The sequence below is a fragment of the Shewanella decolorationis genome, from assembly GCF_004354305.1.
Taxonomy (GTDB): Bacteria; Pseudomonadota; Gammaproteobacteria; order Enterobacterales; family Shewanellaceae; genus Shewanella; species Shewanella decolorationis.
On the sequence record NZ_CP037898.1, the window covers coordinates 571467 to 586702 of the forward strand.

Sequence of the window (15236 nt, forward strand, 5' to 3'; positions counted from 1 at the left end):
GCCGATGCAAGTATTCACCCTATTGTCATTGAGAGTCGTTATGCTACGTACTGCCTTAGTTGCGCTGCTGCCCTTAGTATCTTCAATGTGCTTTGCTGAAACACAGGCAGTGGATATTTATTCTCAAGATCAATTACTTGAAATGATCCGTGGCGAAAAATATCTGGCAAGAGTTAAGCAAGATGACTGTCAGTTAGTGCAAGATATCGAAGCGCGCGCTGAAGTCTTAAAGCAGCCCCTGTATCAGTTTTTGTGGGGGGAAATGCTCAACCATGGTACCTGCGTAAAAGCCAATGCAGTCAAAGGGATGGGATTATTGCAAGAGGCGGCCGAGCAGGGCAGCCCTGAGGCCATGGTGAAACTTGCCGAATATTATCAAAATGGTAAGTTTGTTATTCGTAATAAAGACCGTGCGGTCAATTATTTATTGCCAGCGGCGGCGAGCGGCAGTTTAGCCGCGCGGATGATGCTGGTTCGTTTATACGGTGAAGGTTATGGTAGTCCAAGGGACTATGAAATGGCCTATAACTGGTTATACAACAATGTATTTACCGATGAGGCGACCAAGAAAAAAGCCTTGTCATTACTGCAGGTGTTAGCCGCTAAAATGCCCGCCAGTGCAGTGGCGCGGGCCCAGCAAGAGCACTTGCGAACCCGTTGAGTTGTCTCTACTGATTGAGACAGAAATATTGGATATTGAATGATCAAAGACCCTCATTTCGAGCGTGAACAGGATAAGTACGAAAACCCTATCCCAAGTCGTGAGTATATTATCGAGTACTTACGTTCTCAAAAATCACCTATTACCCGTGACAGCATCGCTGTTGCACTGCAGATCCACGATGAAGAACAGTTAGAAGCCCTGCGTCGCCGTTTACGGGCGATGGAGCGTGACGGTGAACTGGTATTTACTCGCGGTCAAAGCTACGGCTTACCTGAAAAAATGGATCTGATTTCCGGCACTGTCCTTGGGCACAGAGAAGGCTATGGCTTCTTTAAACCTGACGAAGGTGGCGACGATTTATTTATCTCAAATCGCGACATGCTGATGTATTTCCATGGCGATAAAGTACTGGCCCAAAAAGCCGGTATGGACCGTAAAGGCCGCCGCGAGGCCCGTATTGTCCGTCTAATCCAGCCGCGCAGTGCCGCCATTGTGGGGCGATTCCACGTCGATAGCGGCATGGCATTTGTGATTGCCGATGATAAGCGCATTACCCAAGAAATCTTAATCGCTACCGAAGATCGTAATGGCGCCCGTCAAGGCGATGTGGTCGTGGTTGAACTGACCCGCCGTCCGGGTCGATTCGTGAAAGCGGCGGGTAAAATCACTGAAGTGCTCGGCAAGCAAATGGCGCCGGGAATGGAAATCGAAATTGCCCTACGTAATTACGATTTACCCCACACTTGGTCGGCGGTGATTGAGAAAAAACTGCGCCGCATCCCCGATGAAGTGACTGAAGCCGATAAAGTTGGCCGCGTCGATCTGCGAGATCTGCCCTTAGTGACTATCGATGGTGAAGATGCCCGCGACTTTGACGATGCGGTATACGCCGAAGTTAAGCCCAGTGGTGGATGGCGTCTGTGGGTGGCGATTGCGGATGTGAGCTACTATGTGCGTACCGATTCGGCCTTAGATACCGAAGCCCGTGCCCGTGGTAACTCTGTATACTTCCCATCGCAAGTGATCCCTATGCTGCCGGAGAAAATCTCTAACGGCCTGTGCTCGCTTAATCCCCACGTCGATCGCCTGTGTATGGTCGCTGAGATGACGATTTCGGCACGCGGTAAGTTGTCGGGTTATAAGTTTTATCCCGCGGTGATGCATTCACATGCGCGTTTCACTTACACCCAAGTGGCCGCCATGCTCGAAGGCGGACCGATTGCGCCTGAGCATGAAGCGCTATTCCCGCACCTGCAATGTTTGCAGTCGCTCTATTTAGCGCTTGATCAACAGCGCGCCGAGCGTGGGGCGATTGCCTTTGAGACCTTAGAAACACAGTTTATTTTTAACGACCAGCGCAAGATCGATAAGATTGTGCCAAGAGCGCGTAATCAAGCTCATAAAATCATTGAAGAATGTATGATTTTGGCCAACGTATCGGCCGCTAAGTTTGTGAAAAAGCACAAGGGTGAAATTCTCTATCGCGTGCATGAGTCGCCCTCTGAGCAGAAGCTAGCAAACTTTAAAGAGTTTCTGGCCGAACGTGGTTTAAGCATGGGCGGCGGACTCGAGCCAACGCCTGCGGATTATCAGAATGTAATGCTGCAAATCGCCGATCGCCCCGACGCCGAGCTTATTCAAGTGATGTTGCTGCGCTCAATGCGCCAAGCTATCTATACACCTGATAACGAAGGCCACTTTGGTTTAGCACTCGAAGAATATGCGCACTTCACCTCGCCAATTCGTCGTTATCCTGACTTAGTGCTGCACCGCGTGATCCGCTATTTATTGGCGAAGGAAAAAGGCGAAGCCAATGAGAAGTGGACATCCGATGGTGGCTACCATTATCAACTCGATGAGTTAGATCTCTTAGGCGAAGAATGTTCGAATACCGAGCGCCGTGCCGATGAAGCCACACGTGATGTAAGCGACTGGTTGAAATGTGAATTTATGCAGGACCATGTGGGTGACACCTTTGAGGCGGTTATTGCCTCTGTCACTAACTTTGGTTTATTCGTTCGCTTAAATGACTTATTTATCGATGGCTTAGTGCATATTTCTAGCCTAGGCAGCGATTATTATCAGTTCGATCCTATGCGTCAGCGTTTGATTGGCGAGCACACAGGTCAAGTCTATCAAGTGGGTGATCCCGTCACGGTAAAAGTGGCTGCGGTAAACTTGGATGATAGACAGATTGACTTAGTCATGCTTGGCGACAGCGGAAAAGGCGGTCGCCGTAAGTCTGCGCCGAGTCGAGAAAAACCGATGACAGCGCGTGAGCGGGTAAACCGTGAAGGCGCAAAAATGGCTAAGGCAGCTAAATCGACAGGTGCGAAATCGAAAGCTGGTTCGGATAAAGCTGGGGCGAGTAAGTCTAAGTCTAAAGCAGGCGCTAAGCCTAAGAAAAGCGTAAAAAATTCGGCGAAAAAGCCAAAGGCCGCGAAGCGGAGCACGAGAAAGAAGTAAATGAAGAAACAAGATATTATTTTTGGGATCCACGCAGTTGAAGCTCTGTTAAAACACAGCCCAGAGCGCATTATTGAACTTTGGCTGTTGCAGGGCCGTGAAGATGAGCGCTTAACGCCGCTGATCCGCCAAGCTAAAGCTTTTGGTACTAGCATCCAAGTGACCTCACGCAAAGTATTGGACGATAAAGCCGAGAGTGCTCAGCATCAAGGCATTGTTGCCCGTGTTAAAGCGGCTAAAATCCTTGGAGAGCATGACTTAGATGAGCTGTTAGCTCAGACTGACTTACCATTTTTATTGATTTTAGATGGTGTTACCGATCCGCATAACCTAGGTGCTTGCCTACGTAACGCCGATGCCGCGGGTGTGCAGGGCATTATTGTACCTAAGGACAACTCAGTAGGTTTAACGGCTGTGGTGAGTAAAGTAGCCTGTGGTGCAGCCGAAACAGTGCCCTTATTCCAAGTGACTAACCTTGCGCGCACCATGCGTCATTTGCAGGAAAAGGGCGTGTGGATTGTTGGCACGGCGGGCGAAGCGGATTGTGAGCTATATCAAGCCGATCTTAAAGGACCGCTGGCGATTGCGATGGGCGCCGAAGGCAAAGGCTTACGCCGTCTAAGTCGTGAATGTTGCGATACCTTGGTCTCGATTCCGATGGCGGGGAGCGTTTCTAGCTTAAACGTGTCTGTCGCAACGGGCATCTGCCTATTCGAAGCAGTGCGTCAACGTCGTAGCTAATTGATATATTCAGTAAAAAGACGGGCAAGCCCGTCTTTTTTATTGCAAGTAATTAGCTTTTAAGCCTTTTTCGCTGCATCGAGATTCGAGTTCTCTAGGTCGTTACTTTCTGCCTCAATAAAGGATTGCTCTGGGTTAAATTCAAACTCGAATGTCAGCTGTTGTTCGCTATCACTGTCATTATCCTCTAGGGCATCGGCACCTAAATCTTCTTCATCGTTGGTGGGCGAGGCGGTCATTTGCTCTTGCACTGATTCGACATCAACCCTTGGGTCGAGTGCAGCTGCTAATGGGGATGAAACTAAGTCACCAGTTGCCATGATATAGTCTTGAGTTACATTGGTTTCGGCCTTTTGTTGTGAGTGAACATAACGCAGGCGTAAAAATAGAATTAAGGTACAGGCCGACATAAAGCCATAGAGCATGCTATTGCCGAGCCATTGCATTAAGGTTGAGGCGATAAGCGGGCCGATACTGGCGCCAAGGCCGAAGGTCAGTAATATGGTGGCCGACAGACCGACCCTTTCACTCTGCTCGACCCGGGAGTTGGCCAGTGCCGTCGCCAAGGGGTAGAAGGTAAAGCCAAGAATACCGAACAGAAACGTCATCACCAGTGAGAGTGTGGGATGGTAAGGCGTGAGGGCGATAGCTAAGGCTAAGATCCCAAGCAGTACGCAGTTAATGCGGATAAGTCGACTGCGGGACATAATGTCGGATAGCTTCCCCATTGGCCATTGTGCCAGCAGACCCGCGAGAATGGTGGCCGTCATATAAGTGGCGACTTTCTCGGGCGGTAAACCTAAGTTACTCGCATAGGCGGGGGCTAAGCCGTAAAAGGAGCCGACAATCATGCTGCCTATCGCTATGGTAGTCAGAGCTTGCGGGGCTTTGCGCCAATAGTGGGCGATTTTTAAGGGCGCGGGCACCAGTGGCGCCGGGTGAATCCGGCGAGTCAAGGAAATGGGGACAATACACAGGGCAAAGCAGATGGCGATCAGTAACAGTGGCTCTAGGCCGAGCTCAGGATAGAGGCTTATCGCACCTTGGCCCAATATTAAACCGAAGTACGAGACTATCATGTAGCTGGCAAACACTGTGCCGCGTTGGCTGCTTTCGGCCTGCTCATTTAGCCAGCTTTCGAGCACCATGTATTGGCACATCATGCCCATACCGACGATAAGCCTTAAGAGGATCCAAACCACTAGCTCATCCACTAAGGCATGGCCGAGGGCGGAGGCGGCCACTATCCCGGCACTGGCGACAAAGGCGCGAATATGCCCAACTTGGGCAATCAAACGGTGGCCAATCTTAGAACCAGCCACTAGGCCGACGTAATAGGCCGACATCATGCCGCCTATCCATAGCTGTGGAACCTGTATTACCGATAGGCGCAGGCCTAAATAGGTGGTGAGTAAACCGCCTGCCAACACAGTTAATAGAGTCGTGCTATATAAAGAGGCGAAAGTGCGTAGCGGATTTGCCATTAACTACTCCTTGTATGATTGCAGGGAGAGTATATCAGGTGTTGGTGTGTATTCCGTGTTGCAAAATGTTGGAATTTAATGACTAATTTATCGTTTTTGTGTATGGGTCACTAAATCCGATTGAAATGGGATTTGGCTGAATGGGGGAATTTAGGTTTCAGCCAAACCATTGGGTATCTTGATTATCTAAAGGTATAGAGCAAGTTAAAGGTGGTGACTGTGTCAGTCTGCTTACTGCCTTCTGGGACGACTTCGGTGTACTTGATGTTCATGCCGATTTTAAATGCCCAGTCCTGAAACACTAAGTTCTTGTAGTTCATATCGAGGGTGAGGGTATTGTTATTCTCGCCCACCTCGGCGGTGAGATCGGCATTGATGCTGGTGTATTCCTGCAATTTTTGCGAAAACTTAGCCGCAGTACGTAAAATCACATCCTTTTCGGCGGCGGGATCGGGCTCTGAGACTGATTCCGCAGGTAGGTTGTATCGATAACCTGGGCCGACTTCGAGGCTGAGTTTGGTTTTATAGCTGTTAATGGCATTAAAACCATAACCCGAAGAAAGGGTTGAGATTTGGGTATAACTACCGAACTGATCCCAAGTAAAATCGCCACGGCCAAAGATATAGCCCTTGGTGAGTTTATAGTTGCTCTGGAGTTGGAGTTCGTACTTCTCTGAGGTGGTTTGGTTTTTCTCTGAGGCGAAATACGCTTTTAGCGTGGCTTCTTGTTTTGTTTGCTTGGTATCGTAAATCAGTTGGGTGCGACCATTAAAACTGCTTGATTCGGTATTGCCCGTGTTCAACTGTAAGCCAGCTTCGACTTCTGCAGTAAAATCGCTTGGCGGTTCCTGATAATCGGGAGGCACAAGCGCAAGTGCCGGAAAAGATAGGCAAAACGAACTCACAGGGGCGATAACTTTTAGCATTGCTCGTAACATTAGTCAGGGTTCTTGAATGGCTGGTGTCTGATATCCGAATAGGGGTGAGGCGTCATCATACCCGTATTGCGGGTTGAGGCAAAGTTATTGCTTGAGTTTCGCGTCTGCTTTCTGTACTATCTCGCGCTCGAATCAGTCACTATTTTCGTTCCTTGCCTCCACTTGGTCTGACTGAGCCAATAACGAGGCTACATAACCGTAAGGAGCAATAAATGCGTCATTACGAAATCGTATTTATGGTTCACCCAGATCAAAGTGAACAAGTACCAGGTATGATTGAGCGTTACACCGGTGCAATCACCGAAGCTAACGGCAAAATCCACCGTTTAGAAGATTGGGGCCGTCGTCAACTGGCTTACCCAATCCAAGACCTGCACAAAGCTCACTACGTTCTGATGAACGTTGAAGCACCAGCAGAGACGATTGAAGAGCTAGAAACTGCTTTCCGTTTCAACGACGCAGTTCTGCGTAACATGGTAATGCGTACTAAAGGTGCCATCACCGAAGCATCTCCAATGGCGAAAGCTAAAGATGAGCGCGATTCACGTCGTGGCCCAGCTGGCGACCGCTCATATGATGAAGCTAACGCTGAAGAAATCGCTGAGTAAGTTTATCTGTGACCACCAATAACTTGGTGTTGTCAGGAACCATAACCCGTTCCAGACGCTTTAAAAGCCCGGCAGGCATCGCACACAGTGTGATAATGCTAGAACACAAATCGCAGCGTTATGAAGCAGATATGCTCCGCAACGTCTACGTACAAATACAAGTGATATTGAGTGGCCCACGCTTTGAGAGCGTGGCAGACAATCTGAAAGCAGGTGTGGAAGTACAAGTTCAAGGTTTTATGACGCTTCAACAGGGGCGCAATGGCCAAAATCGCTTAGTCATCCATGCCGAAAATGTCGAATTGAAAACTTAGGAGACTGTCAAATGGCACGTTATTTCCGTCGTCGCAAGTTCTGCCGTTTCACCGCTGAAGGTGTTGCAGAAATTGATTACAAAGATATCGTTACTTTAAAGAACTACATCACTGAAAGCGGCAAGATCGTTCCAAGCCGTATCACTGGTACTAGTGCTAAATATCAGCGTCAACTAGCTCGCGCAATCAAGCGTGCTCGTTATCTTTCTCTACTGCCATACACTGATTTACATCAGTAATTGCAGTATTCCTAATCGAATATAGAGGATTTGATAATGAACGTTATTCTGCTTGATAAAATCGCTAACCTGGGTAACCTGGGTGACCAAGTTGCAGTTAAAGCTGGTTACGCTCGTAACTACCTGCTGCCACAAGGTAAAGCTGTTGTTGCTAACGAAAGCAACGTTAAAGTATTTGAAGCTCGTCGCGCTGAATTAGAAGCTAAATTAGCTGCTGATCTGGCTGCTGCTAACCAACGCGCTGAAAAAATCGCTGCTCTGGAAGCTGTTGTTATCGCTTCTAAAGCTGGTGATGAAGGCAAACTGTTTGGTTCAGTTGGCACTCGTGACATCGCTGATGCAGTAACTGCTGCTGGCGTTGAACTGGCTAAATCAGAAGTTCGTTTACCATTAGGCGCTCTGCGTACTACTGGCGACTTCGAAGTTGAAGTTCAGTTACACACTGAAGTTAAAGCTGTTGTTAAAGTATCTGTTGTTGCAGAAGCTTAATTACCAACTGCTTTAAATGAAAAACACCGCTTCGGCGGTGTTTTTTTATGGGCGCGATTTAGTTCGTATTGTTGTGTAAGTGGTTGTTTGTCAGCATCAAGGATAAACAGGCTTAGCTACTTCATCGCAGCTAAGCCTGGCACTAAGGCTCAATATGTTATTGCTGAAGACTGTTGTTAAAAGGCGTAAGCACCCGTGGTAGTACGCCCTGTAGCTGTGAAATCGTGACCCCGTAGTTAGTGATAGGCACATTGCGCCGTTGGCATTCGTGGATGCGGCGAAGCATTTCATTACGATTAAACATACAGGCACCGCAGTGGATGACGAGGGCGTATTGCTCTAAATCATCGGGAAAGTCGTGGCCGGACGTCACGATAAATTCGAGTTGTTTACCCGTATAGCTATTTATCCAGCGGGGAAGTTTGACTCGGCCGATATCATCCTCTTGGACATTGTGGCTGCAGGCTTCGGCGATGAGCACTTTATCGCCATCTTGCAATTTATCTAACGCCTCAGCGCCTGCGGCAAGGGTGGGCAAATCCCCTTTAAAGCGCGCAAACAGAGTTGAGAAAGTCGTGAGTGGAATCGATGCTGGTACTAGGGCAGCGACTTGTTTAATCGCCTGAGCATCTGAGATCACCAGTTTGGGGGTGACGACGGATAATGCCTTTTCTAGTTCTGTTTCTTTCACCACCATTGCGATCGCGCTGCGATCCAATGCTTCCCTAAGGATCTGTACCTGCGGCAGGATTAAGCGTCCTTTCGGTGCTGCCATATCGATTGGTACGACGCAGAGGATAATGTCCCCCGCTTGATAGAGGTCGCCCGCTAGCAGTGGCTCTTGCTTATATTCCGCGGGTGCTAAATCGATAATCTGCTGCTTAAGTGTTTTGGCCGCAAGACCTGTGGTAGCCGAGACCACAATATAAGGTAATGATTGCTGTTGGCAGAAGGCAATATCTTCAGTTTTAGGCATGTAGATATCAGCCTTATTGAAGACCACCAATATTGGCATTCGCATCTGCTGTATTTCGTTTACTAAGGCGATATCCGATGGATAAAGCCCTTGTTCGTCCACCACCAAGAGTGCCATATCGGAGCGGAACAATACTTTACGAGTTGCCTTCACCCGCATTGCACCTAATTCTCCGTCATCATCGATACCGGCAGTGTCATAAAAGGTCACAGGCCCCAGGGGCTGCAACTCATAGGCCTTGGCTACGGCATCCGTCGTGGTGCCCTTAATATCGGACACAATGGAGATCTGTTGCCCCGCGATCATATTGAGCAGAGAAGACTTACCCGCATTGCGTCGACCGACTAAGGCGATATGGTAACGCATGCCCCGTGATGCCGATTGGTTTTGGGAATGCTCTTGTGGATTAATGCCTTGACACATATTGGTTCCTTTTTGAATCACCACGGCTAAAGGATGGCAGTAGCCCATGGCTTTGAATTTGCTGGCAGACTTGGTTAAGTCGCTCTGCTGCCGGATGTTGTTGCTGGTTTTTTCCCGGATAAATGCTGTAATCGGCACTCACTTGTGTTGGGGTGAAGGAGGGCATAATCACATTGCAACCTCGCTTTAGTGCCTGTTCCCGTGCGCCTTTTTCGAGGGCATCGAGGGAGCTGGTCGCAGGGATATTCGCCCCAGGATTCATCAGTCGCAAAATCGCACTCACCCTATGACTCTTAAGGGCGCTGCCGTTGGGCGATGTGGCAAATGGAGTTTGTGCATGGGCGATAAAAGGGCCGCAGGCCAGCATATCGAGCTGCAGCTCAGTCAAGCATTGAATATCGCGGGCTAAGATAGCGTCAGTCATCCCAGGTAAATCGATGATGATGCCGGAACCTGTCTGAAAGCCGAGTGACTTAAGGTGAGTAAGTCTTGCAATTCGTTCATCGAAATGGGCTTTAGGGCGACAGCGAGCAAAGAGGGCGCGGTCGAAGGTTTCCATCTTGAGTAAATAACGATCGGCACCCGCCTCACGCCAGTTTTCCAATTCATGATGTTTGCGATCGCCAAGGGAGAGGGTGATTGCCAGGTTATGGCGCTGCTTAATTTCACTGATAAGGCTACTGATGCGCTTGCAACTGTAGCTAAAATCATCCCCCGATTGCAGCACCACAGTGCCGAGGCCGAGTGCAGCTATGTTATTCACCGCGCTGAGGATTTCTTCGTTCGAGAGCCGATAACGCTTTACCTGCCGATTCTCGCTACGCAGTCCACAGTAATGGCAGTGGTTACGGCAATGATTCGAAAATTCAACAATGCCGCGTAAATAAACCTGTAGCTGAAATTCGAGCTCAGTGGCGAGCTGCGCGCGGCTAAACAGCCATTCATCGTCCTGCCCTTGGAGCAGCTCAAGGATTTGCGCATAACTGAGCGCTATAGGTTTGAGCAAACTTGGTTGCGTACAGGAAGGTGTTTGCTGAATGATTGGGATATGACAGGCATGCATCAGTGACGCTCCTTATCCAGCGCAATCACACTTTGATACCAGAGATCGCCTACGGCGCGGCGACATTCTTCCACGTAACGGCCAAGGGGTATTGCCACCGGAGAGTCTTGCTCTGCGGTGACGCCGGAATAAAACCAATCGATTAAGCTGTTTGGCGCAAGGCCTAAAGCAATAGCATCAAACTCTACCCAAAGCCCCTGAGCCGAAGTGGTATGGCTATGGGCGTAATGACCGACAAAGAGCCTATCGCCAATCAGCAATATAGGTTGCAGTGGCAGCGCTTGGGTCGAGACTAGATTGACGACCTCAGGAAACTGCGTTTTAAGCTCGGCGCACCAGTGGCGGGAGTTTTCATAGAGTCGTTCCACTTCCGGCAGTGGCATCTCAGGTCTTAAGATGGTGGCAAACTCATCCCGCCATAGACGAGTGGGCTCAAGTTTAATCAGGGTGAGTTGCCTTAAGCGGGCGTTTTGTAGCCGCTTTAATAACAACTGCCCCACGGCATTATCGGCAAAATTACTGTAAATCGCCGCGTGTAACACGATTACATCAGCGCGCTCTATCGCATTCAGTAAGGCGCTAGTGTTAAGGCCAAAATGCAACTGCACGCCGGGCTCAGAAAATAAATAAGGTGCCATTTAAAGATAGATATCCCGTTCACCCGCATCGGTTTTTTGCAAACAGCCACGCACATTACGTTCCCGTGATGGACTCATTTTGGCGAGCTCTCGCTCTATCAGGGCGTTACCTGCCTCGCGGGTTTTATCGCTGGCGTAGTCGTTCAGATATTCCCTAAAGGTGATCAAGGCATTCGGCTGGCAGAACTTGCCAATAAACTGCTGTTTGGCTAATCCCATAAAGTGATCGCCAGTGCGCCCTTTACGGTAACAGCCTGTACAGAAAGAGGGGATGGCATCCGAATCCGTAACTAATTCATAGATGATCTCATCCATGGCGCGATGATCGCCAAGGCTAAATTGCTCGGCATCGTGTTGATTTAGCTTGCTGTCTTGATAGCCACCCGGCGCAGTGCGTGAGCCTGCACTGATTTGTGATACGCCGAGTTCTAACAACTCTTTACGTAGGGCCGCGCTCTCCCGTGTACTCATAATCAAGCCTGTATAAGGTACGGCGAGGCGAGTGATGGCTACAATGCGCTTAAAGCAGTCATCATCGACCTCATAGGGCGGCTTTTCACTGATAGCGGAGCCATGGGCGGGTTCTATCCGCGGGAAGGAGATAGTATGCGGGCCAACGCCACAGTCTTTTTCGAGTTGCTGAACATGGGTGAGCATGGCGAGCAGCTCAAATCTATGGTCATACAGGCCAAAGAGGGCGCCGATACCGACATCATCGATTCCCGCTTCCATTGCCCTGTGCATGGCGTATAGGCGGTATAAAAAGTCGGTTTTTTTACCTTTAAGATGGACTTGGCTGTAGGTGTCTTGATGATAGGTTTCTTGGAAGCATTGATAAGTGCCTATCGCCGCGGTTTTAAGTTGTTTAAAGTCTTCCACACTCATTGGCGCGCAGTTGACGTTGATACGGCGAATTTCGCCACCCTTGCCCTGCTTAACGCTGTACATGGTTTGAATACTTTCAACAATGGCTTGCACATTGTTGCGTGGATGCTCGCCATAAACGGCCAAGATCCGTTTGTGGCCCATTTCTTCGAGGATCGCAACTTCTTGGCGGATCTCATCCTGTTTTAAGGTCTTTCGTTTTAGCTCATGATTATCGGCATTAAAGCCGCAGTAGCTACAACTGTTGGCGCAATGATTCGACACATACAGCGGCGCAAACATCACAATACGATTGCCGTAAATGGTGTTTTTAATCTCACGGGCGACGGCAAAGAGTGCTTCATCCAGCGCTTTATCTTGGTTTTGCAGTAGGAGAGCGGTTTCTTGAATGCTTAAGCCTTCGCATTGGCGCGCTTTGTCGAGAATGGCGAGGACTTGCTCGCGACTCGGATTGCTAGCGTCTTCAATGGCCTGCCAAATCGCCTTATCGTCGATAAAACTGATGTTGGGATTGTAGTCCGAAATGGTAATGGAATGATGCTCGTGTGTGCTCATGGTTATCTATGCCCTTGAGTGTGAATGCAGAAATGCGGCAGTTTTTGAGCAACTGCCGCAGGAGACCTTGCTATTTGCTGGTCAGTTGTTCGCCGTTTGTGGCGACGGGGGCAATTTCATTTTTGACCCATAGCGGGGTGTACTCGGCGGCATCATGGTAGGGCACATTGCCGTGGATCATCATGGCTTTGAAGTCATCGAAGCGGTACACCGCGAGGAATAAATGCACGGGTAAGAAGGCGGTTAACACTAGGCCTGAGACTAAATGGGCTTGACCTAAAAACCACACTATATCCCGCGGCGCAGCGTGGGGGATAAGCCACAGCACTAAGCCGGAGAGGATAAGCACTGTGCCGCCAATCAGTACGCAGGCACCAAAGAGCTTCTGGCCAGAGTTGTACTTGTTCATCGGAGGGATAGGCACTTTTTTACCCATTAAGAATTTCTGTGGGTAACCCCCTAACACCATAAACCATTTCACGTCACGCTCGGAGAAGCTGAACACGCGGGCGATAAATAGCACCACTCGGTCGAATGCCATGATGGTAAATGCCACGGCATCGAGGGCCATAACAATCCCCGCAATGATGTGCACATCATAGGTTAGCTGCATACCTTCTTGGGAAAGCGGTTTAAAAAACAATAACAAACCCGTCGCGGCTAACGGCAAAAAGCTCAGTAGCAGGATGTAGTGGAAGATCCTGACGTTTAGCGGATGTTTTAAAATGGGTCTCATATCATGTTCTTGATGCATTTTTCATCTCCAATCAAGAGCTTAATTTAGTGCGGTCGACAAAGTGGGTGTGCAGCAGCTCGTGAGACATATGTCCTAATTGCTCGCCACCGAATTCTTTGTAGTATTTCTCTACCGCAGGGTTGGCGTGGCTGACACGCTTTTTCGCTAGGCTGTCGTCCTTATATAACCCTTGGCTTCTGGCCTTAATGTACTCATTGCGGCGCTCAAGCTTGCTGGTAAACCAACCAATAGGAATGGCTAAGGCGGCGACAAAGGCTGCACCGACGGCCATAAACTTACGGCGTGACAGAAAGAAACTGTCCTCGGCAAATAGGTGTTTTTTCTTGTTCATATCCGTTTTCCGTTAAATGTTACCAAGCCAAGAAGAGCCTTTACCTTCAATAGGTTGGCCTCCACCGTTGACACAACCGCCAGCGCAGTTCATCACTTCGATAAAGTGATAGGGCGAGGTGCCAGCCATTACGTCGCGTAGCACGGGTTCGATGTTGTTGCCCATGTCGTGTACTACTGCGACATTGACGGTGACATTCTGGTTGAGCTGAGTATCAAACAGGCTGACGGAAGCCGATTTGACGCCTTTTAGCCCGCGTACGGGTTCAAATTCTAATTTGGCCATTTCAGTACCAGTGAGCACCTTGTGGGCGGTACGTAATGCCGCTTCCATCACGCCACCTGTGGTACCAAAGATAGTGCCCGCGCCAGTGTATTCAGAGAACAAGCTATCGCCTTGATATTCGGGTGTATTAGCGAGGTCGATATCGAGCATTTTGAGCAATTGAGCCATTTCCCTTGTGGTCAGCACGGCATCAATATCTTGGTACGAAGGCGCGTTAGCCCCATGTTCCTGATGGTATTGCCAAGCCGAGTTAAATTCGGGGCGTGAGGCTTCGAGTTTTTTCGAGGTACAAGGCATCACAGAGACAGTGAAAATATTCTCTGGCTGCATTTGATACACTTTAGCGCCATAGGTTTTGGCGACCGCTCCAGCCATTTGTTGGGGAGATTTTGCTGTCGACAGGTTAGGTAATAGCGCTGGATAGCGGGTTTCTAGGTAACGCACCCAACCTGGGCAGCAGGAGGTGAACTGCGGCAGCGCCCCTGCATTTTCTTCACCTTTAACATTGGCATGGAGGCGATGAATAAACTCACTGCCTTCTTCCATAATGGTGAGATCGGCGGCAAAGTTACAGTCGAAAATCTTAAAGCCTGCCTGATTCATCGCACCATAGAGCTTACCCGTCACGAGTTCGCCTGTGCCTAAACCGAATTCTTCACCAATTGCGACCCGCACCGCCGGGGCGATAATGCCAACGACTGTAGTATTTTTATCGGCGAGTTTTTTAATGACGGTTTCAAGGGCGCTATGGGTTTCTTCAATGGCACTAAACGGGCAGTTAATTAAACATTGGCCGCAGCTTAAGCATTTATCTTCATCAATAGAGTGCGCAGCACCCGAGGCGCCATTAATGGCATGGGTTGGGCAGAACTGTTTGCAAGCATCACATCCTTTGCATTTAGATGCATTTATCTTGATCAGCCCTTGGATTTCTCCCGGTTGATAAGTTGTCGCTGTCATAGGATTTCGCGTTCCTCATTTTCAACCTGAATTATATTTTCAGTGTTATTTAATGTATTTATTTAGCAGCTTATGCCTATGGCAAAAGCGTATTGGTAACTTTTTAAACGGCTGGATAATAGGAAATTGGCTTTGGAAAAAACTTGAGAATGATCAAGTTTTATTGTTTTTGATAAAACAGGCGTTTTTAATGGTTTAATTGGCTATTTTTGATAATTTTTTAGAAATAAAAGTAGACTTCTATGTTTGTTTGTTATTAGTGTTTATGTTTTTTGTTGTTTTTATACAATGACTTATTTTGATGTGGCTAATCGCCTAACACTATTTGTTGTATTTTAAAGGCTTGCGGTGTGATTTATTGCATTATGAGGGTGTTATCACTTGTTTTGTTTTTGTGATTGGACAAATTGTCCATAAAAA

General features: G+C 48.6%; 16 protein-coding genes. 7 read left to right on the forward strand and 9 right to left on the reverse strand.

Annotated elements, in window-relative coordinates:
* Positions 1-4 precede the first annotated feature (4 nt).
* Genes motX through rlmB form a run of 3 tightly spaced genes read left to right on the forward strand, consistent with a single transcriptional unit; the run spans position 5 to position 3871 of the window.
* Positions 5-661, forward strand: a complete 657-nt coding sequence (motX, locus tag EYR25_RS02520; protein WP_011715863.1) for a flagellar protein MotX — start codon at positions 5-7, stop codon at positions 659-661.
* Between the two features lie 39 nt (positions 662-700).
* Entirely contained in the window at positions 701-3130 is a 2430-nt protein-coding gene (rnr, locus tag EYR25_RS02525; RefSeq protein WP_133178447.1) for a ribonuclease R, read from the forward strand.
* A complete protein-coding gene (gene rlmB / locus EYR25_RS02530) occupies positions 3131-3871 on the forward strand; it encodes a 23S rRNA (guanosine(2251)-2'-O)-methyltransferase RlmB (RefSeq protein ID WP_133178448.1) in 741 nt (246 codons plus the stop codon).
* Between the two features lie 59 nt (positions 3872-3930).
* Here the strand turns inward: rlmB and EYR25_RS02535 are convergent, their stop codons facing one another.
* A complete protein-coding gene (locus EYR25_RS02535; RefSeq protein WP_133178449.1) occupies positions 3931-5355 on the reverse strand; it encodes an MFS transporter in 1425 nt (474 codons plus the stop codon).
* A 182-nt stretch (positions 5356-5537) separates the two neighbouring features.
* Complete coding sequence (locus tag EYR25_RS02540; RefSeq protein ID WP_133182713.1) at positions 5538-6281, reverse strand: DUF481 domain-containing protein; 744 nt, start codon at positions 6279-6281, stop codon at positions 5538-5540.
* Positions 6282-6505: 224 nt separating this feature from the next.
* Between EYR25_RS02540 and rpsF the strand changes: the two genes are divergently transcribed.
* Genes rpsF through rplI form a run of 4 tightly spaced genes read left to right on the forward strand, consistent with a single transcriptional unit; the run spans position 6506 to position 7943 of the window.
* Positions 6506-6901 (forward strand): 30S ribosomal protein S6, encoded by a 396-nt coding sequence (rpsF, locus tag EYR25_RS02545; protein WP_011073674.1) that lies wholly within the window; start codon positions 6506-6508, stop codon positions 6899-6901.
* Between the two features lie 8 nt (positions 6902-6909).
* Positions 6910-7215 carry a primosomal replication protein N gene (gene priB, locus EYR25_RS02550; protein WP_011073673.1) on the forward strand — a complete coding sequence of 102 codons (306 nt, stop codon included), beginning with the start codon at positions 6910-6912 and terminating at the stop codon, positions 7213-7215.
* A gap of 11 nt (positions 7216-7226) precedes the next feature.
* Positions 7227-7454 carry a 30S ribosomal protein S18 gene (gene rpsR, locus EYR25_RS02555; RefSeq protein WP_006083042.1) on the forward strand — a complete coding sequence of 76 codons (228 nt, stop codon included), beginning with the start codon at positions 7227-7229 and terminating at the stop codon, positions 7452-7454.
* Positions 7455-7490: 36 nt separating this feature from the next.
* Positions 7491-7943 (forward strand): 50S ribosomal protein L9, encoded by a 453-nt coding sequence (rplI, locus tag EYR25_RS02560; RefSeq protein WP_023268570.1) that lies wholly within the window; start codon positions 7491-7493, stop codon positions 7941-7943.
* Between the two features lie 157 nt (positions 7944-8100).
* Here rplI and hydF read toward each other — a convergent pair whose 3' ends face one another.
* The 7 genes from hydF to hydA form a co-directional block, all read right to left on the reverse strand.
* Complete coding sequence (gene hydF, locus EYR25_RS02565) at positions 8101-9342, reverse strand: [FeFe] hydrogenase H-cluster maturation GTPase HydF (RefSeq protein ID WP_165953454.1); 1242 nt, start codon at positions 9340-9342, stop codon at positions 8101-8103.
* Positions 9326-10405 carry a [FeFe] hydrogenase H-cluster radical SAM maturase HydE gene (hydE, locus tag EYR25_RS02570; RefSeq protein ID WP_133178450.1) on the reverse strand — a complete coding sequence of 360 codons (1080 nt, stop codon included), beginning with the start codon at positions 10403-10405 and terminating at the stop codon, positions 9326-9328. Before hydE ends, hydF begins: the two co-directional genes overlap by 17 nt.
* Complete coding sequence (locus tag EYR25_RS02575; RefSeq protein WP_023268567.1) at positions 10405-11043, reverse strand: hypothetical protein; 639 nt, start codon at positions 11041-11043, stop codon at positions 10405-10407. Before EYR25_RS02575 ends, hydE begins: the two co-directional genes overlap by 1 nt.
* Entirely contained in the window at positions 11044-12483 is a 1440-nt protein-coding gene (hydG, locus tag EYR25_RS02580) for a [FeFe] hydrogenase H-cluster radical SAM maturase HydG (protein WP_133178451.1), read from the reverse strand.
* Positions 12484-12553: 70 nt separating this feature from the next.
* On the reverse strand, positions 12554-13237 hold the full coding sequence (locus EYR25_RS02585) for a cytochrome b/b6 domain-containing protein (protein ID WP_133178452.1): 684 nt from the start codon (positions 13235-13237) through the stop codon (positions 12554-12556).
* Between the two features lie 13 nt (positions 13238-13250).
* Positions 13251-13571 carry an iron hydrogenase small subunit HydB gene (gene hydB / locus EYR25_RS02590; protein ID WP_133178453.1) on the reverse strand — a complete coding sequence of 107 codons (321 nt, stop codon included), beginning with the start codon at positions 13569-13571 and terminating at the stop codon, positions 13251-13253.
* Positions 13572-13583: 12 nt separating this feature from the next.
* Positions 13584-14816, reverse strand: coding sequence for an iron hydrogenase large subunit HydA (hydA, locus tag EYR25_RS02595; RefSeq protein WP_133178454.1), 1233 nt, complete (start codon positions 14814-14816; stop codon positions 13584-13586).
* Positions 14817-15236: the final 420 nt, after the last annotated feature.